Consider the following 17,885-nt stretch of genomic DNA (forward strand, 5'->3'; position numbering starts at 1 on the left):
TGCTTTAGTAACTTTAATCTTTAGCTTATTAAATGCAGAAATAGTAAAAATTATCTTTGCTAATGATAGCTTATTAAATGCAGAAATAGTAAAAATTATCTTTGCTAATGATAGCTATAAAAGTAGGCTCAAGAAATTCTTTTTAAGCAGTTGTCAATCTGGTTTTACCTTAGTGGGACTGTCAATTGTTTTACTGTTAAGAGAAAACATATTTGAATTTATATATGAAGTCTTGCTATTGAAGTTAGCTCATGTAGTAATTCTGTTTATTAAAATGTATTTGGGTATATATTTTTGCGTATTTTGTATTATCTTCTTACAGAATAATTATCTTAATGGTAAAGGTTGCTTTTAGTGTGCCAAGAAAGAAAGATCAAGAGAGAAAAGCAAATACGGAATGTATTGAGCGATTAAGAAATAAATACAAATGATTTAAAGGTCATTCTGGGATAGTAATTAATTTTAATATGAAAAATAAAAGGCGGCCTATTCGGCCGCCTCATTCCTACAAAGTTCATCCAATGTTACACTTAAAGCGTCAGCCAGTTTAATCATGGTTGATACTCGCCCATCGTCTCTACGCTCCAGATCCTCAATGGTCCGCTGAGGAACACCAGAAAGCTCTGAAAGAGCGCGAAGAGATAGACCGTTATTATTTCTAATTTGTTTTAGCCTCATAATAATACCTCCATATTTTAGGGACAGTACTGCATAGCACATATGCAGAGCAGGCCATTACAAAAAGACACGATGGAACTGACCAGTTTGTACCGAGGGCATAAATGATTGTAAAGAATAGTAATAGTGTATCGAACTTCATTGATTTTATTAAACCGATGTGGTAAAATTTTATTAGGAGGGGAGATGTCTCTCCCCTGTGATCATTTGAGAGCTTGTATCAACTGTGATATTGATGTTATCAAAGCTGCGGCTGCAACCAAGGCTTTGATTATCTGGTTGAACAAGTTCTCTTTTTTCTTTTGTTTTTTACCCAACGGTTTACCTCCTTCCTTTTTGATAATTTAATTATACCACGCAAACACGTGTAAGTCAAGCGAATATACAATATATTTAACATTTTTAGTCTTTAATTTACCTTAGAGCAGCAGTCAAATATTATGAATTGGCTGCTTTTTTCATGCACTTTCCGCCAGGTGAAACTTAGACTGGTGGACCTCCTTTGAATGTTGAATATTATCAAAATTCGGTGTATGATGAGAAAAAAGGGAAGGCGGAGGAAGATTTATGAATTGTTGTGGAAAAGTAATGTATGATGATGGTGGTAGTTTGCACTGCAGTATTTGCGGAAAAAGAATTTACAAACCTAAAGCAGCGACATCGGGGATATGTCCAAAGTGCGGGCAGAAGTTATTTATCAATGGAAACAATATACACTGTGCCAAATGTGAATATAGAGAATATTTTAAGGGATAGCCTAGGCTGTCTCTTTTTCTATACCCAAAGGAGGTGAGCCTGATGGCAAAATATGAAAACTGGATAGCGCCGGAAGGCTTACTGAAACTGGAAGCCTGGGCGCGAGATGGACTGACCGATGAGCAAATTGCTACGAACGCCGGGATAGCCACGGCAACGCTGTATGACTGGAAAAAGCGTTATCCAGAGGTTTCGGAGGCCTTAAAAAAGGGAAAAGAGGTTGTTGACATACAGGTCGAGAACGCTCTCTTGAAGCGAGCGCTGGGTTATACTTATACTGAAACCAAAAAGGAAAGGACAGCCGAAGGAGTAAGAATCACTACGATTATCAAAGAAGTCGTTCCAGACACCACAGCGCAAATCTTCTGGCTGAAGAATCGACGGCCGGATCGGTGGAGGGATAAGCAGGATATTGAGCATAACGGCCAGTTAGGAGGGATCACGATTGTCAATGATATCCCCAGATCAGACACAAGTTAAGCTGTCAAACCTGATTGCTCTGTCCTTTTATGATCTGCATTGGGATATTGTAGATCATAGGCACACACACTATAAATTGGCAGGTGGACGTGGATCCACAAAGTCATCATTTATCAGTCTGGAGATTCCCCTGGGTATGATGCAAGATCCACAGGCGAATGCGATTGCTATGCGAAAGGTCGGTCGCTTTCTGGAGGAATCGGTATTTCAACAACTTATTTGGGCGATCAATGCACTAGGTGTGGCCGACAAATGGAAAATCAGATATTCTCCATTAAGCCTGACCTATACGCCTTTCGGAAATAAGATCATCTTCCGCGGCGCTGATGATCCACAGAAGATCAAGTCGGTGAAACTGGCGAACGGATATTTTAAGTATATTTGGTTTGAGGAACGTGCAGAGTTTGACGGAGAAGAAGAGGAAAGAACAATCCTTCAGTCATTAATGCGTGGTGGTTCAGAGTATTTTGTTTTTTATTCGTGGAATCCTCCTAAGTCACTGAATAACTGGGTGAATCAAGATATCTTACAGAGCAGGGGAGATACGATTGTCCACCATAGCGATTACAGGACGGTACCGCGTGAATGGCTGGGAGAACAGTTTTTGATTGAGGCGGAATCACTTAGGGAGATGAAGCCGAAAGCATACGATCATGAATATCTTGGCATTGCTACAGGAACCGGTGGCCAGGTATTTGAGAATGTCATAGTGCGCCCGATCATAGAGGAAGAGATGGCGCGGTTTGACAGGATCTATCAGGGCCTTGATTTTGGCTTCGGAGCTGACCCGGCTGCTTACATAAAGATGCATTATGACAGGACGCGGAAGCGTCTTTTTCTATTTGGTGAAGTCTATGCACCACGGATGGGAAATACAAAGCTGGCTGCAAAGATTCGGGTGTTTAATCCGCTGAATAGAGTGGTGATAGCAGATAGCGAGGATCCACGAGCCATTGACGCATTGAATGAGCTTGGATTACGGATAGTAGGCGCTAAAAAAGGGCCGGGATCGGTAGACTTTGGAATGGAATTTCTTGCCGATGAAGTGAATGAGATCATCATAGATCAACAGCGCTGCCCGAATGCTGTCAGGGAATTTACCGGCTATGAACTGGATCAGGATAAGAATGGAAACTTCAAGGGTAGCTATCCAGATAGGGATAACCATACAATTGACGCGGTTCGGTATGCGTTGGAGAATGTAATGACAAGCAGGAAGGCGAAAGTCAGGAAGAAATCCGATTATGGATTACATTAAGGAGGTGAGAACCATTTATACATACACAATGCCCAGGGAAACCTGGGACGAACAGAATCCGGATAAACAGGCAATCCGCACGCTGATCGTCAAGCACCGTCGGGAAGCCAACCGGTTGCGAAAATCCATGAAATACTACGAGGGTGAACATAAGATATTAGCGGAGAGCCGGAAAACAAAGCTGGTATGCAATCATGCAAAGGACATTGCAGATACGGCCAGCGCCTACTTTATCGGAAATCCAATATCTTATAATGGAGACGTAGATATTATGCCGCTCACAGACGCGCTGGAGACTGCCGGAGCCGATGAGGCCGACGGAGACAACGGCCTGGACTTATCCGTGTATGGCCGGAGCTACGAATATATCTATCCCATGGAGGGAGAGACCATGCTGGCCATTAAAAACCTGTCACCAGAAAATACCTTCATGGTTTATGATGATACGATTGAACAGAAAGAATTGTTTGCAGTCTATTACTATGCGAAGAAGGACGATTCAGATAAGAAACGAACGATCTATGTTGCGACAATACTGACAGAGCATTATAAGTGGGTGCTGAACATCGAGAATATCGATAGCCCGCAGGCATTACTGGAAGAGCCGGCACCGCATTATTTTGATGAGGTCCCAATAATCGAGTACCTGAACAACAAGCTTGCCATCGGGGACTTTGAGCTTCAGATTCCGCTGATCGACGCATACAACGCGCTGATGAGTGACCGGATCACGGATAAGGAACAGTTTATTGACGCAATTCTTGCAATCTACGGCGCGATGCTGGGAGATCCGGACGCAGTGGATGAGGATGGGAAGACGGCAAAAGAGAAAGTAAAAGAGGATAAGCTACTGGAGCTTCCCAAGGATTCCAAAGCAGAATACCTTACTCGCACCTTTGATGAATCAGGAGTAGAGATCCTGAAGAAAGCCATCGAGCAGGATATCCATAAGTTTTCCCATATTCCCTGCATGACCGATGAGAGCTTCGGTGGGAATGTCAGCGGCGTAGCGATGGAATTTAAGCTGCTTGGTATGGAAAATATTACGAAGATCAAGACCCGGTACTACAAACGAGGATTGCGGAAGCGGCTGCGTCTGTTCGCAGCCTGGCTGTCTAAAAGCAGATCAGTTCACGTCGATGTGTCCGGTATTACGCCAACCTTCACACGGGCCATGCCTAAGAATCTGTTGGAGATAAGCCAGATCGTGGCGAACCTATGGGGAAAGATCAGTAAGAAGACATTGCTGTCACAGGTACCATTTGTCGAGAATGTAGACGAAGAGGTTAAGGCTGTGGAGAAAGAGGCTGAGGAGGCGGTGAAACAGCAGCAGGCTATGTTCGGTCTTGGAAGCAATTCTCCGCCACCAGATGCAGATGAGGATCCAGATAAGAAAGCTCCGGATGATGTAAATGAGTAACTTGACCTACTGGGAGCGCCGTAAGGCACAGGACATGTTCCAATACATGCAGTCAGCGGAAGAGACTGCCGATGAGATAGCAAACCTCTATCAAAAGTCCTCCGAATATCTAAGCCACGAAATGGATCAGATTTTCAAACGGTTCAAAACCAAGCACCATCTATCAGAAGCCGAGGCATACAGGCTTTTAAATACACTGCAAGATAAAACAGCCATCAATGAACTGAAAGCCGCTTTAAAGGCTGGTACAGGAGGCCGGACAAAGGCAGATATTCTGGCGGAACTGGAAAGTCCGGCATATCAGACAAGGCTGGAACGTTTAAAACAGCTGCAGAATCAATTAGATCTGGTTATGCGGCAGGTCTATGAACAGGAGAATATCAGAAACACAAGCCATTATGTGGACCTTGCCAATGAGGCTTATTACCGATCTATTTTTGATATTCAGCAGCAGACAGGAGTCGGCTTCAGCTTTGGTCTGGTAGATCCAAAGATAATTGACCAAGTAATCAACAGCAAATGGTCTGGAACTAACTATTCCGCGCGTATCTGGCATAATACACGGGCCCTGACACAGGACTTAAAGAGAGAGCTTTTAATCAGCTTGATCACAGGCAGGACCGATCGGGAAACAGCAGAACTGTTTGCCAATAAGTTCGCGGCAGGAGCCAGCCAGGCCAGGAGGCTGATCAGGACAGAAAGCTGTAACCTGGCAACACAGATGGACATGGCAGCCTATGAGGAGTGCGGAATTACGAAATACCGTTTTGTGGCCACGTTGGATTTGAGAACTTCTGCGGTCTGTAGAAAACTGGATGGAAAGGTATTTTTAGTATCAGAGCAGCAGCCAGGAAAGAACTGTCCACCCATGCATCCCTGGTGCCGGTCAACAACGGTATGTGAACTGAAAGATGAGGAAGTACTGGACATGCAGCGTAGAGCGCGGGATCCAGTTACCGGAAAAACTTATATGGTACCAGTAGATATGACATATGAACAATGGTATGAAACCTATGTAAATGGAAGGCCGGGAGCCGAACTGAATGAGAAGATGATCAAAAACTGTTATTCAGACCGCAGACAGTTTGAACAGTATCATGAAATCCTGGGAAAAGATATGCCGAGAACTCTGGATTCCTTTCAGAAAATGAAGTATACTGAACAGGAAACATATGAGTTTAGAAGGCTTGACTATTCCAGAAGAAAGAAGCTAATTGATCATCCGGAATTAAAACTTCCTAATTCTGAAAAGGTGATTGTGCCAGATGAGAAGTTTACAAGATATTTGCTTGGTGGAGAAAATAAAAAGGGGCGATCAAAGGGAAGGGCAATTACGAGCAGACTGGGATATGATATCAGCAACTGGCAGGAACTTCAGGACGAGATCAAACAAAAAGTAGCCAGATACCCAGCAACTATGAAGGGAGAGATCGAATATGGTATCCGATATGAGCAAAAGATGATCCTGTACGGCAAGAAGGGTACGCCGGCAAATGTTATTGTTGGATGGTTACAGTGGCCGGATGGAAGCATGCGTATGACAAGTGCGTATATCAAAGAGGTGTAAGGATATGATTGTAAAACAGTATGATACCGTTCTGCTAAAAGACGGCAGGGGGGCTTCAATCGTTGAAGCATTTGATGGAAAAGTTTTTATAGCCGATGTTGGAAGTTCTCCTAAGGACTGGGAAACCATAGACATAACAATTGATGATATCGAAAGGGTGATAGAAAATGGATAACTTTTCGGTTATTTATAAGATTTTAAAGGCCCTCGAAAAAGCGATGGATATTGATGAATTCGATCCGGCTTCTATCAGCCATAAGAAGCTGGGAATTACCTGTCAGCGCTAGGAAAAGATCATGATTGTGCTGTCCAAGTCAGAATATATCGAAGGTGTTGTCTATGACCAGTGCAACGGGCACTATAGCCCAAAACTGGAACCTCAGATTTGCCCGGATATTACGTTGAAAGGATTGGAATATCTGGTAGACAATACTTTCATGAAGAGGGCCGCAAATTTAGCAAAAGGAATAAAAGATACAATATCAGGTTTGTAATATCACCAGTCAGTAAATGGCCAGTGATATTTTAGTTGCTGCGATATCGCAACAGGTAGCTATTAGCACGCGGGTTAAATACCTGGGTGTTATTTTTATGCAACAGTTTGGGCAGAAGAACAGGCTGGGGCGGAAAGGATAGATATGAGAAGGACAAGAATGACGGGGATACCCCGAAGAATGAATTTGCAGTTTTTTGCAGAAAGCGGAGACGGTGCCGGCGCAGATCAGTGCGAAGGCAGCGGAGCTGAAAATAAACTAGATGAAGGCAGCGCAGGGGGAGCCGAAAATGGAGATAAAGAGCCGAAAAGCTCGATGATATTTTAAAAGACGGCCGGTATCAGGCAGAGTTTGATCGCCGCGTCCAGAAGGCGTTGGGAACCGCTAAGGAAAAGTGGACAGCCCTCATGGACGATAAACTTTCCGAAGCCGATAGGCTAGCAAAGATGAACAAGGAAGAGAAGGCAGAGTACCTGCGGCAGAAGCAGGAACAGGAACTAAAGAACCGGGAAGCGGCGATTACCCGCCGTGAGCTGATGGCCGAAGCAAAGAATACGCTGGTGGAAAAAAAGCTGCCTGTGGGACTTGCAGAGGTGTTAAATTACACGGATGCAGTTTCCTGCAACAAATCTATGGAAGCAGTAGAGAAAGCCTTCCAGGAGGCAGTGCAGACCACTGTTGAAGAGAGACTAAAAGGCGGTACACCGCCAAAGAAAGCACCGTCAGAAGATGGTAATGACCTTACAAAGCAGGTTGAAGATCTGATGATGGGATTATAAGAAAGGATGAGAAAAGACTATGGCAATTAACACATTAGCAACAGCAACACTTTTTATGAACACATTAGACAAAGTGGCGATCAGGGAGGCAGTTACCGGTTGGATGGACGCTAACACTGGCCAGGTAATCTATAACGGAGGGTCCGAAGTAAAGATTCCGAAGATGAGCGTTCAGGGTCTCGGAGATTATGACAGAGACAACGGATATCAGCAGGGTGGAGTTACACTGGAATACGAGACCCGCAAAATGACACAGGACAGAGGCAGAAAATTCCAGCTTGATCCAATCGATATTAATGAAAACAACTTCGTTACTACGGCAGCAGCAGTTATGGGAGAATTTCAGCGGATGTACGTGGTACCAGAGATCGACGCATACCGTATTTCCAAGATCGCAGCAGAGACAATCGAGGCCAAGAAAGCAGGTATGGTACAGTACGGATATACGCCAGGAGCTACAGGAACTTCTGCCCTGCGCAAAATGAAAGAAGGCGTTAAGGCGATCAGAGAACTCTACAATGGACCGTTAGTGTGTCATGCCACACCGGATTTTATTATGGAGCTGGAAATGGAACTGGCCGGAAAGATCACGAACACGACGTTTTCCAAAGGTGGCGTGGACACCGCGGTGCCTTCCGTCGACGGGGTACCGATCGTGTCCACGCCATCCAACCGCATGTACACGGCCATCACGATTTATGATGGCAAAACTGCTGGCCAGGAACAGGGTGGCTACGTAAAAGGAACTACAGCGAAAGACATTAACTTTTTCATCTGCCCACGTACGACACCGATCGCAGTAACCAAACAGGATATCATGCGTATTTTTGATCCGACAGTGAATCAGAAACTGAATGCATGGCAGATGGATTATCGCAGGTTCCACGATATCTGGGTATTGGATAATAAACTGGACAGTATCTACATGAATATCAAGGATGCAGCACCGTCTGAAGTATAAGGAGGATATCCATGAGGCTGATAAGGGATAATGTGGAACGAGTAACAGATAATGAAGCACAAATTAGAAAGTTGAAGGCGCTGGGATTTATAGAACTAGGTTATGGAGCAGGAAGTGACCAGGAAAACCGTATAGAAAATGATCTTCCAAAGATGACTGTACCAGAGTTAAAGGCCTTGGCGAAAGAAAAAGGTATTGAAGGCGCCGCCTCTCTGACAAAGGATGAACTTCTGGCAGTTTTAAAGGATGTGGGATAAGTGACTGAACTTGAGAAACTGAAACTGTTAACAGGGAAGAGCAATGATAATCTGCTCTCTCTTTTGCTGTCTGACGCGGAAGAGTTTGTATTAAGCTATACAAACCGTACTGTCCTGCCTGACAGCCTTATCAAGCCGGTCCGTGATCTGGCACTGATCGCATACAACCGGATGGGAACCGAAGGGGAAACCGGCCGGAGTGAGGGCGGAGAAAGCTACAGCTTTGACGCGGCGCCTAAACAGATATATGACGTATTGGACCACTACAGACTGGCTGGAGTTGGAGGTAAACGATATGAGACTAAAAAGGAGCCGGTTGAAACAGTACAGCCATAGGCGGGCAATACCGAAAAAAGATCAGGAAGGTAGCTCTTACATTGAGTATGGGCAACCTTCTTCCTTTGAGGCCGAGGTATGGCCGGGCGGCGGGAAACTGCAGGCAGAAATGTACGGCCAGCGGATCAGCAACATCAAGAATGTACGGATTGACGGAAATTACGAGTTGTTAATATCAAACGAGGGTAAAGAATTATATCAATTTGCAGATATGACTGTCTGTGAAGGAGATGGTATCTGCTTGTATGTCCCGCAAGATCACGAACCGGATTACAGGATCATTGCCATTCGTCCTTATCGCTATTTGACGTTGGAGGTGGAAAAGCTGTAATGGCAGGCGGAATCGAAGGGTTGGACAAGCTGATGAAAAAGTACGGACAGCTGGCGGAGCAGATCACTGAGGCCACGATGGAAAAGGCGGTTGGAGCCTCTGCTATTACAGTACAAAAGGCGGCTAAAGATGGTTGTCCTTCACATGATGGGGAATTGAAGCAGAGTATCCTAACATCTGTGCAGAAGACAGAAGAAAAGGTGATCGGTACCATTTACACAAATAAACCGTATGCCGGATATGTGGAGATGGGAACCGGTCCAAAAGGGGAAGCGAACCATTCGGGGATCTCTCCTTTGGTTTCTCCGGCATATACACAAGAACCTTGGTGGATCCATGAAAGCCAGATCGACCGGAAAACGGCGGAAACGTATCAGTGGCATTATATCGACACGCCGGATGGCCGTTTCTACCGATGTGAAGGACAGGCAGCACAGCCTTATCTATATCCGGCACTGAAGAACAATAAAGAACGCGTTACAAGGAATATCAGCAATTATATCGCGCGTGAGATCAGGAGGATTTGCAATGATTAATGTAAAAGATGAGGTGTATGCGGCTCTTTGCCAAGTGACCGACAATGTGACTGACTACTATCCCCGTGACTGGGAAAAAGACCTTGCAATCCAGTATATGGAGGAAGAAAACAAGGTGTATGAGTATACAGACATGGAGGAACAGAAGGCATATGTCCGTTACCGGATTGATATCTGGCATCGGCGTAGCACATCAGCGGCAGCAGTAGCGGTAGATGGGGCCATTGCAAAGCTTGGACTGCTACGGATATCCTGTACGGATGTGGATGATCCCAGCGGCCGCAAGCACAAACAGATAAGATATGAAATGATTATTGATGTGAAGACAGGACAAGTCTATCACAGCATGTAAGAAAGGAGAACACATAGATGTTAGCGAATGGAGCAAAGCTCGGGTATAAAGAAAAAGGAAGTTCCTCTTATACTGATCTTCCGGGACTGAAAGAAATCCCGGATATGGGACTGGAACCGGAGAAGGTGGAAAACACCTGTTTAAGCGATAAAAACAAGCAGTATGAGAACGGGATCGGTGACGCCGGAGACCTGACCTATAAGTTTAAATATGATAATACGATGTCAGACAGTCCGTATCGGATCATGAGAAAGGCCCAGGAAGAGGGGAAGACCTTATCCTTCCAAGAAACGCTGGTTGATGGGACAAAGACAGAGTTTGACGCCCAGGTATCCGTAAAACGTACTGGCGGCGGCGTGAACGGTGTGATTGAATTTAACCTTGCAATGTCCGTACAGAGCGATCTTGTGATTACGGATCCGGACGAATCAGTTTAATAAATAGGAGGACAGATAAATGGGAACTTTTGGGTTGGATGAAATGGAAGAGGTAAAAGAAGAGAAAGACGGCGCGGCAAAAAAGGCGGATAGGAAGAAAAAAATGCCGTTTGCTTACTGGAAGGTTGGAGATACAGAGTACAAACTGAAGCTGACCACGGAACAGGTCTGCAAGCTGGAAGAAAAATACCGGATGAACCTGTTAAATCTTCTGACGGGCGGAAATATTCCAGCTCTTGGCATTATGCTTACGGTGATCCAGGCAGCGGCAGCTCCATGGAATCATGGAGTCAAATATAAGAACCTGCAGTTGGCTTTTGATAAATATGTAGAAGAGGGCGGCACGCAGTTGACCCTGTTTTCGGATGTGGTTATGCAGATTCTGATGGTGAGCGGTTTTTTTACGGAGAATCAGCGGGAAGAGATGACGGAGAAGATGGAGGATGCGAAGGAGCTTCTGTAGAAGAGAATCAGACCTGGTCCGATCTGATCAGCCAGTTATATCCGCATGCTCTGGATACTGGGATATCCATCCATGAATTCTGGCAGTATTCCATAGAAGAGATCCGCAATTTGATTGATTCGAAGGTACGTGAAAAGCGGCAGCAGGAGCGGGAACAGCTGTCCCTTTGCTACAACACTGCGGCGTTGATCGGACTTTACATACAGATTCCTTATGCACAAGAAGGGGAAATCATCATTCCTAATCTTTGGGATCTTGCGCCGGGCTTGTTCGAGGAAGAGCGGGAGCTGTATGAAAAAGTACATCAGAAAGAGACCGCGGAAGAAGCGACGAGATCCCGAAAGGAATATGCCAGACAGCATAATAGGATCCGGAAGCAGAAGGGGCTGTAAACATTCTTAAAAAGAGAGGCGGTGAGAAATACGGATGGAGGCGGTACCGTCCTGGAACGGCTGAAAGTTGTGATTGAAGCCTATACAAGGCCATACCAAGAAGAGGTAGAGAAAGTAAAAAAAGTGACTGCCCAGGCGTCGTCAGTTGTGGAACGCCAGACTGCACGGATATCCAGGGCATTTAAAAAGACAGCGCTTGTCATCGGGTCGATATTAAGTATCGGCGCCATTCTTGCATTTGGGAAGTCCTGTATTCAGTTAGGATCAGATCTGACAGAAGTCCAAAACGTGGTAGATGTTACCTTCGGTTCCATGTCCGGCAGGGTAAACGAGTTTGCACAGAATGCAATTACTCAGTTTGGTTTGTCGGAGACAGCTGCAAAGCGTTTTATGGGTATCTATGGGTCCATGTCTCGGTCATTCGGATTTGGCGAAGCACAGGCGCTGGAAATGTCGCAGGCCATTACCGGATTAACAGGAGATGTGGCCTCATTTTATAATATATCCACAGACCAGGCGTCTACCCGTTTGAAAGCTATTTGGACAGGAGAAACTGAAAGCTTGAAAGAATTAGGCGTGGTTATGACTCAGAATGCCCTGGATCAGTACGCGCTGGCAAATGGATACGGGAAAGTCACCTCCAAGATGTCAGAGGCGGAAAAGGTTATGCTGCGTTATCAGTTCGTGCAGGACCGTCTTTCTCTGGCAAGTGGTGATTTTGCAAGGACCTCGCACCAGTGGGCCAACCAGGTCAGGGTGCTGTCCCTGCAGTTTGAGTCTTTAAAGGCCACGATCGGACAGGGCCTGATCAATGCGTTTACGCCGGTGATCCAGGTGATCAACACGATCCTTGCCAAGCTGCAGACACTTGCGGCATACTTTAAAGCGTTTACAGTGGCGCTGTTTGGAGACGCGTCCGGTGGCAGCAGCGCAGTATCCGGCGCAGCGGATTCTATGGCCTCAGCAGCCGGGTCTTCCGGTGCGGTTGCGGATAACATGGGAAGTGCTGCGAAATCGGCCAAAGAGATGAAGAAGCAGCTGGCAAGCTTTGACGAGCTGAATAACTTAAGTTCTGACCGGGATAAGGGAGGTTCTGGCGGAGGTGGCGGCGCTGGTGCTCCTGACTTTGGCAGCATGGGCGGCGAGCTGTTTTCTGATGTGACCGTCAATCCGGCCATTGAAGAAGCAGCCAATAAGGTGAGAGAAGCGATTGATAAACTGAAGGAAGCCGCACGGCCGACAACAGAGGCCCTGAAACGGTTATGGAATGAAGGTCTGGCCAAGCTTGGACAGTTCACCTGGACCGCACTAAAAGACTTCTGGAATGAATTCCTGGTGCCGCTTGGAAGCTGGGCGCTGGGAGAAGGATTTCCAAGGTTTTTGGATATCACCAATAAATATTTGACAACAGTTAACTGGGAAGCCATTAATGAGGCGCTAAAGAACTTATGGAAGGCCCTGGAGCCATTTGCACAGTCAGTAGGACAAGGTCTGCTAGATTTTTACGAAGATATGGCGGCGTTAGGAGCTGATTTCGTTAATAACGTAGTTCCTGGCGGGATCGATAAATTAGCTACAGCGATCGGTAAAATTGATCCTGAAACAGCAAGAACCATCGGTTATGCGATTGGAGCGATTGCAACAGCATTGCTGGCTTTTAAAGGTATGACAACTGTAGTAAATATTATAAAAAGCCTGGTTGCATTTTTGACAGGAAATAAGATAGTTGTAGGTATAAAGGCTATCGCGTCAGCAATAGCAGGATCTAAAATCGTTGAAATGTTTTCCCTCGTTGCAGGAGGTGCAGGAACTTTAGGAGAAGCCTTTGCAGTGTGCTTTCCTAAATTGGCGGCACTTGGTTCTACCATTGGTGGAATATTAGGGACAATTGGAGCGGCAGTAACTGGACTAGAAGCGGCAAGCCTAGCTGCGGTAGCCGCAGGAGCCGCAATAGTGGCAGCCATTGTTGCTGTAGTAGCAGCTGTAGTTATTAACTGGGATAAGATTGTGCAATTTTTTACGGAGACGATCCCAACATGGTGGACTGGAACAGTAGTACCCTTTTTCGAAGGTATTCCAGCATGGTTTTCTGGCGTATGGGAAAAGGTGTCTAAAGCCTTTTCCCATAAGTGGTCTGCAATGGTGGACTGGTTCAAAGGAATTCCGGATCAAATCAGTGAGATTATTGATAGTATTGTAGAATGGTTTGATACGCTCCCCGGCGAAATTGGATATGCCATCGGGTATGCCATCGGAACAATTGCTGTTTGGGTCAGCGATATGATCGACACGGTAAAAACAGAAGTTCCGAAAATTATTGAATCCGTAGTTAATTTCTTTGTTGAACTTCCAGGGAAAATTTATACAGCTATTATTACGTTTAAGGATAAGGTTGTACAGTGGGCGGTTGAGATTTCTAGCAAGTTCAGTGAAAAAGTTGCAGAGATAATAGGAAGTATAGTAACTTTCTTTACAGAACTACCAGGAAAAATCTACGATGCTATTGTTAAATTTAAGGACACAATAGTCACGTGGGCGACAGACGCAATCGGATGGGTAAAGACAGAAATTCCTAAGATACTAAATGCGATTATAGATTGGTTTAATAAATTGCCAGGGCAATTGATCGATGTAGGAAAAAATATCATAAAAGGTATCTGGAATGGTATTATTTCTATGGGTGATTGGCTAAAACAAAAGGTTGATGAATTTTTTGGAAGTATTGGAGAAGGAATTGCAGATGCCATTGGTATTGGAAAAGGAACAAATGTAGATATAACGCCTGTACAGAAATTCGCAACTGGAGGATTTCCAAGTAGCGGACAACTGTTTATAGCCAATGAGGCAGGACCTGAGATGGTTGGGCGAATCGGCAGTAGGACAGCAGTAGCTAATAGAGATCAGATAACAGATGGTATCAAACAAGCTGTTATTGATGGCTTTATACAAATAGCTCCAATGTTATCTGGAAGCGACAAAGAAATACATATTCATCTGGATGGCGATGCGGACGGAATTTTTAAATTAGTACAAAAGAAAAATAGCGAGTATACAAATATTACTGGACGTAGTGCTTTTGTATATTAACATTTCTTCTCTTGTCTGATATACTTAATGTATATTGGATGAGGGGAGGTTGTTTATGAAGGACATAAGTTTATCATTTGAAAATGGAGATTCTATACATTATAGATATGGTCAGCTAGAACTACGTGATAAACGCAATTTTGGGTATTGTCCATATGATAAAATAGAGGATTATATTCTGATATATTGGGAACAGACACAAGATAAAAGTATCATTGTTATTGGTAATACTCATATGAAGAAGACGAAAAAGTATGTGTTATCGTCCGATAACGCGCATTATGACGATTTTGCAGCCTTATATAATATAATGCGTGATAAGTCTAGGTGTGATATCCAGAACTCTATAATCGAAGCTGAAAACTATAAAATATCATATAAACCTATTATTATAGATAAATCAGAGAAATCCTTTATGGAAGGCCAAAAAGATGTACATGAAGTCCGTGATAATAAAGCAAAATGTCCTCGTTGTGGTTCCACTTCTTTATCCGCCAATAAAAAAGGTTTTGGCGTAGGAAAGGCGACAATCGGTACGCTGGCTTTCGGTTTGGTTCCTGGCCTGCTGATCGGTAGTGTTGGATCAAAAATGGTTGAAGTAACATGTCTTAACTGCGGGAAAAGATTTAAAATATAACGGATAGCTGATGATAGGAAAACGGATCAGCAGTAAAAGCGTCTTGAGTAATCAGGGCGCTTTTTAATTGCGAAGATAAAGTCACCCTACTCTGTGGCGGGTGACTCATAAGATTCATGGTTAATTTCGCGTAATTTTTCTAAAATACCTTCATATTCATTGATAATAAAATTATTTTGTGCTAATTCGGCATATTTTTGAAGTTTTCTGATTGTAAGAAAGGGTTCATTAAAATCTTTTTTCACCTTATCTTTCCAAGCCGAATAAATGGTGCTATCAATCGTGCTATCGTAATATAAAGAACTGGTTTTTTCCCATGTTTTGAATAGTAATCGAATAACAGGGTCATTAAAACCGAGACAGACATAGCTTTCTTTGTAGCCATACTTATCATCAGTAAATTCTAAATCTGATCGAAATTGCAATTTAGAATTCTCTAATTGAAATAATAAATCCATGAAATCTGCATATGTTTTCACCTCAGGCGGTATAGTTTTATAATTACTTAAACCGCATAACCAATCGATAGAGACGCTATACTTATGTGCAATAATGTTTAAAATTTCAAAGGATGGCATTCTATCACCTTTTTCATAAGCAGAGAGAGCAGCTTGAGTGGTTTCTAATGCTTGTGCAAGCTCTGATTGGGTCATTCCTAAACTAGTTCGTAATTCTTTTATACGAGAAGCAAAGTTAATAGGCATACAAGCACCTCCTTGTTTTTATATGCTAATAATAGAATATAAATCAAAAAAAATCAATACAATTGATAAAAGTAAGTAAATATATTGTTGACAGTATAAAAACAACATGATATTATAAATAAAGAATCTCAAGAAGGGAGGGGAATTAATGAAATCAATAGTGATTCAATTAGATGATAAATTTCATAAGGAAATAAAAATGGAGCGATTCGCTGGGATAAGTCAATTAAGAAATACGTAACAGAACTTATCCAAAAAGATCTGGAAACAAAAAAAGAGCAAACACAGTAACTTTGGACGGTGACGTGTTTACCCTAATAGAAACCCGTTAACAGCAGGAATTCTATATATAGTATAACGGATTCCGCCTAGATTTTCAAGGAGGAAATTTTATTTCATGAAGAAACAGATCGAACAGACATTGGACAGTCGAGAAGTGGCAGAAATGGTGGGCAAGGAACACAAAAATTTAGTAAGAGATATTCGATCATACGTGGAAGAACTTTCATTCCTCAAAAACAAGGAGTCGGATTCACGGCTCAAGATTGAGCCGTCAGATTTCTTCCAGGAAAATACTTATATGAAACGAGGAAAAGAATATCCCTGTTTTAAAGTTGCAAAAAAAGGCTGTGAGTTTATCGCCAATAAGTTGACCGGCATTAAGGGAACAGAGTTTACCGCGAGGTATATTAACCGTTTTCATGATATGGAGGTCACTATCAAAGATGTTATTCCGAATCAGAAACAGGACAAGCTTAATCGCCTGCCACTGTCCTCCGTCAACATGATGGTTAAGAACGTTATGAGCACTCTTGAGAAAGCAAAGGTGGAACCGGTATATGTGGCCGCTGAGGTGAAGCGCCTTTACACTGACCTTGGATATGAGGTCAAGGCTCTGCTGCTGACTGATAAGGAAACAATGCCGAAGTTGTATGACTGCACGGAGATGGCCAGAGAGCTTGGTATCTATTCGAACAGTGGCAAACCGCATTATCAGGCGGTCAGTGCCATAATTAAAAAGCTTCATATTCCAGACAGTGAGACAGTGACGACGGCTTTTAGCCGGAACGGCCATGATGATGTGACGATCCAATATAAGCCGTCCGTGTTGGAAGATGTGAAACTGTGGCTGGCAGAGAATAATTATCCGATGAGGATTCCCTACATAGATTCCAAAGGAAACAGTAAGGCTTGTACAGTTGTATACCAGGAGGTGGCGTAATGACATATCCAATCAATGCACAAGAATTTGCAAATAACTATGTTAAAGGCCTTAGTAAGGCGGAATATGCGGACTGGAAAATGGCAAAAAAACTGATTTTAGCTATCAATCAGGCCTATTTTAAAGGAGTGGAAGAGGGAAGAAGAAAAGCACTAGGTATTAATTAGGTAGTGATGTTCAAGGTGCGAATCCTAAACGCACATGAAAGTGCCGTGAGATTCGCACCTTGAAATGGGTATCTGTTTTAAATAGATTATATCAATTTAATTAATTTACAATGGTTAAATAGTGCAGTATATATTAAAATATGCTATAATAATTAGGCAAATATAGTAAAATTTGCTGTCACTCCCCTTGCGGGAGTGTGGATTGAAATGCGGCTGTGGTCAGTCATGGAGGATATTTCGGAGTCACTCCCCTTGCGGGAGTGTGGATTGAAATAGCCAGAGGTCGAATCCAAGGCCAGTATACATGGGTCACTCCCCTTGCGGGAGTGTGGATTGAAATGTCAATGGTTATGGGCATCATAGGACTGCTCACAACGTCACTCCCTTGCGGGAGTGTGGATTGAAATGATGGATACGTTGCCCCACAAGTCACGGCAATAAAGTCACTCCCTTGCGGGAGTGTGGATTGAAATTGTTCAAGCTATACCATTTTCTGGTCCAGGGATTGTCGCCCCCCTTGCGGGAACGTGGACTGAAATGCGGTAGCTGGATGAAACAAAAAATTAGAACG

General features: G+C 43.7%; 25 protein-coding genes and 1 CRISPR repeat array. Of the genes, 23 read left to right on the top strand and 2 right to left on the bottom strand.

What is annotated here, in order from left to right:
- Nucleotides 1-355, top strand: a 355-nt coding sequence (locus tag DXA13_RS21315) for a hypothetical protein (protein ID WP_207662192.1), incomplete at its 5' end; no start/stop codon positions are given.
- Nucleotides 356-486: 131 nt separating this feature from the next.
- Here DXA13_RS21315 and DXA13_RS19630 read toward each other — a convergent pair.
- Nucleotides 487-720 (bottom strand): helix-turn-helix transcriptional regulator, encoded by a 234-nt coding sequence (locus DXA13_RS19630; RefSeq protein WP_347559934.1) that lies wholly within the window; start codon nucleotides 718-720, stop codon nucleotides 487-489.
- Nucleotides 721-1,245: 525 nt separating this feature from the next.
- Here DXA13_RS19630 and DXA13_RS20805 point away from each other — a divergent pair.
- The 20 genes from DXA13_RS20805 (at nucleotide 1,246) to DXA13_RS19715 (ending at nucleotide 15,221) form a co-directional block, all read left to right on the top strand.
- Entirely contained in the window at nucleotides 1,246-1,434 is a 189-nt protein-coding gene (locus DXA13_RS20805) for a hypothetical protein (RefSeq protein ID WP_147348064.1), read from the top strand.
- 42 nt (nucleotides 1,435-1,476) lie between these two features.
- Entirely contained in the window at nucleotides 1,477-1,914 is a 438-nt protein-coding gene (locus DXA13_RS19635; protein WP_118246711.1) for a transposase, read from the top strand.
- Nucleotides 1,886-3,172, top strand: a complete 1,287-nt coding sequence (locus DXA13_RS19640) for a PBSX family phage terminase large subunit (protein ID WP_118246712.1) — start codon at nucleotides 1,886-1,888, stop codon at nucleotides 3,170-3,172. The genes DXA13_RS19635 and DXA13_RS19640 overlap by 29 nt, the downstream gene beginning before the upstream one ends.
- The gene (locus tag DXA13_RS19645) at nucleotides 3,159-4,592 is read left to right on the top strand and encodes a phage portal protein (protein ID WP_243009240.1); all 1,434 of its coding nucleotides are present in this window, start codon (nucleotides 3,159-3,161) and stop codon (nucleotides 4,590-4,592) included. The genes DXA13_RS19640 and DXA13_RS19645 overlap by 14 nt, the downstream gene beginning before the upstream one ends.
- On the top strand, nucleotides 4,585-6,159 hold the full coding sequence (locus DXA13_RS19650; protein ID WP_181995759.1) for a minor capsid protein: 1,575 nt from the start codon (nucleotides 4,585-4,587) through the stop codon (nucleotides 6,157-6,159). The genes DXA13_RS19645 and DXA13_RS19650 overlap by 8 nt, the downstream gene beginning before the upstream one ends.
- 4 nt (nucleotides 6,160-6,163) lie before the next feature.
- Nucleotides 6,164-6,334 (top strand): hypothetical protein, encoded by a 171-nt coding sequence (locus DXA13_RS21170; RefSeq protein ID WP_181995760.1) that lies wholly within the window; start codon nucleotides 6,164-6,166, stop codon nucleotides 6,332-6,334.
- On the top strand, nucleotides 6,327-6,446 hold the full coding sequence (locus DXA13_RS22200; RefSeq protein ID WP_243009241.1) for a YjcQ family protein: 120 nt from the start codon (nucleotides 6,327-6,329) through the stop codon (nucleotides 6,444-6,446). Before DXA13_RS21170 ends, DXA13_RS22200 begins: the two co-directional genes overlap by 8 nt.
- Before the next feature lie 351 nt (nucleotides 6,447-6,797).
- Nucleotides 6,798-6,980 carry a hypothetical protein gene (locus DXA13_RS23360; RefSeq protein WP_181995761.1) on the top strand — a complete coding sequence of 61 codons (183 nt, stop codon included), beginning with the start codon at nucleotides 6,798-6,800 and terminating at the stop codon, nucleotides 6,978-6,980.
- 47 nt (nucleotides 6,981-7,027) lie between these two features.
- Complete coding sequence (locus DXA13_RS23365) at nucleotides 7,028-7,432, top strand: DUF4355 domain-containing protein (protein ID WP_347559935.1); 405 nt, start codon at nucleotides 7,028-7,030, stop codon at nucleotides 7,430-7,432.
- Between the two features lie 19 nt (nucleotides 7,433-7,451).
- On the top strand, nucleotides 7,452-8,393 hold the full coding sequence (locus tag DXA13_RS19665) for a hypothetical protein (RefSeq protein ID WP_118246715.1): 942 nt from the start codon (nucleotides 7,452-7,454) through the stop codon (nucleotides 8,391-8,393).
- Nucleotides 8,394-8,404: 11 nt separating this feature from the next.
- Nucleotides 8,405-8,650: a Rho termination factor N-terminal domain-containing protein gene (locus tag DXA13_RS19670; protein ID WP_118246716.1), complete on the top strand. Its 246-nt coding sequence runs from the start codon at nucleotides 8,405-8,407 to the stop codon at nucleotides 8,648-8,650.
- Entirely contained in the window at nucleotides 8,651-8,986 is a 336-nt protein-coding gene (locus tag DXA13_RS19675; protein ID WP_118246717.1) for a phage head-tail connector protein, read from the top strand.
- Nucleotides 8,967-9,317: a hypothetical protein gene (locus DXA13_RS19680; RefSeq protein WP_243009242.1), complete on the top strand. Its 351-nt coding sequence runs from the start codon at nucleotides 8,967-8,969 to the stop codon at nucleotides 9,315-9,317. Before DXA13_RS19675 ends, DXA13_RS19680 begins: the two co-directional genes overlap by 20 nt.
- Nucleotides 9,317-9,853, top strand: coding sequence for an HK97-gp10 family putative phage morphogenesis protein (locus DXA13_RS19685; protein WP_118246719.1), 537 nt, complete (start codon nucleotides 9,317-9,319; stop codon nucleotides 9,851-9,853). The genes DXA13_RS19680 and DXA13_RS19685 overlap by 1 nt, the downstream gene beginning before the upstream one ends.
- Nucleotides 9,846-10,205, top strand: a complete 360-nt coding sequence (locus DXA13_RS19690; RefSeq protein WP_118246720.1) for a hypothetical protein — start codon at nucleotides 9,846-9,848, stop codon at nucleotides 10,203-10,205. The genes DXA13_RS19685 and DXA13_RS19690 overlap by 8 nt, the downstream gene beginning before the upstream one ends.
- A gap of 17 nt (nucleotides 10,206-10,222) precedes the next feature.
- Nucleotides 10,223-10,642, top strand: coding sequence for a phage tail tube protein (locus tag DXA13_RS19695; protein WP_118246721.1), 420 nt, complete (start codon nucleotides 10,223-10,225; stop codon nucleotides 10,640-10,642).
- Nucleotides 10,643-10,661: 19 nt separating this feature from the next.
- Nucleotides 10,662-11,105: a DUF6096 family protein gene (locus DXA13_RS19700; RefSeq protein WP_118246722.1), complete on the top strand. Its 444-nt coding sequence runs from the start codon at nucleotides 10,662-10,664 to the stop codon at nucleotides 11,103-11,105.
- A gap of 110 nt (nucleotides 11,106-11,215) precedes the next feature.
- Nucleotides 11,216-11,497 carry a hypothetical protein gene (locus DXA13_RS19705; RefSeq protein ID WP_118246723.1) on the top strand — a complete coding sequence of 94 codons (282 nt, stop codon included), beginning with the start codon at nucleotides 11,216-11,218 and terminating at the stop codon, nucleotides 11,495-11,497.
- Between the two features lie 69 nt (nucleotides 11,498-11,566).
- Nucleotides 11,567-14,584, top strand: coding sequence for a hypothetical protein (locus DXA13_RS19710; protein WP_243009243.1), 3,018 nt, complete (start codon nucleotides 11,567-11,569; stop codon nucleotides 14,582-14,584).
- A gap of 55 nt (nucleotides 14,585-14,639) precedes the next feature.
- A complete protein-coding gene (locus DXA13_RS19715; protein ID WP_118246724.1) occupies nucleotides 14,640-15,221 on the top strand; it encodes a hypothetical protein in 582 nt (193 codons plus the stop codon).
- A gap of 86 nt (nucleotides 15,222-15,307) precedes the next feature.
- Here DXA13_RS19715 and DXA13_RS19720 read toward each other — a convergent pair whose 3' ends face one another.
- The gene (locus DXA13_RS19720) at nucleotides 15,308-15,925 is read right to left on the bottom strand and encodes a helix-turn-helix transcriptional regulator (RefSeq protein WP_118246725.1); all 618 of its coding nucleotides are present in this window, start codon (nucleotides 15,923-15,925) and stop codon (nucleotides 15,308-15,310) included.
- A gap of 397 nt (nucleotides 15,926-16,322) precedes the next feature.
- Between DXA13_RS19720 and DXA13_RS21180 the strand changes: the two genes are divergently transcribed.
- Nucleotides 16,323-17,147 carry a Rha family transcriptional regulator gene (locus tag DXA13_RS21180; protein WP_181995762.1) on the top strand — a complete coding sequence of 275 codons (825 nt, stop codon included), beginning with the start codon at nucleotides 16,323-16,325 and terminating at the stop codon, nucleotides 17,145-17,147.
- Nucleotides 17,147-17,314 carry a hypothetical protein gene (locus DXA13_RS21185; RefSeq protein WP_181995763.1) on the top strand — a complete coding sequence of 56 codons (168 nt, stop codon included), beginning with the start codon at nucleotides 17,147-17,149 and terminating at the stop codon, nucleotides 17,312-17,314. Before DXA13_RS21180 ends, DXA13_RS21185 begins: the two co-directional genes overlap by 1 nt.
- A gap of 184 nt (nucleotides 17,315-17,498) precedes the next feature.
- Nucleotides 17,499-17,853: a CRISPR direct-repeat array (repeat unit 25 nt; unit sequence CCCTTGCGGGAGTGTGGATTGAAAT).
- The last annotated feature ends 32 nt before the right edge of the window (nucleotides 17,854-17,885 follow it).

Origin of the sequence: Clostridium sp. AM58-1XD (assembly GCF_003464085.1) — a bacterium.
GTDB lineage: Bacteria > Bacillota > Clostridia > Lachnospirales > Lachnospiraceae > Lachnoclostridium_A.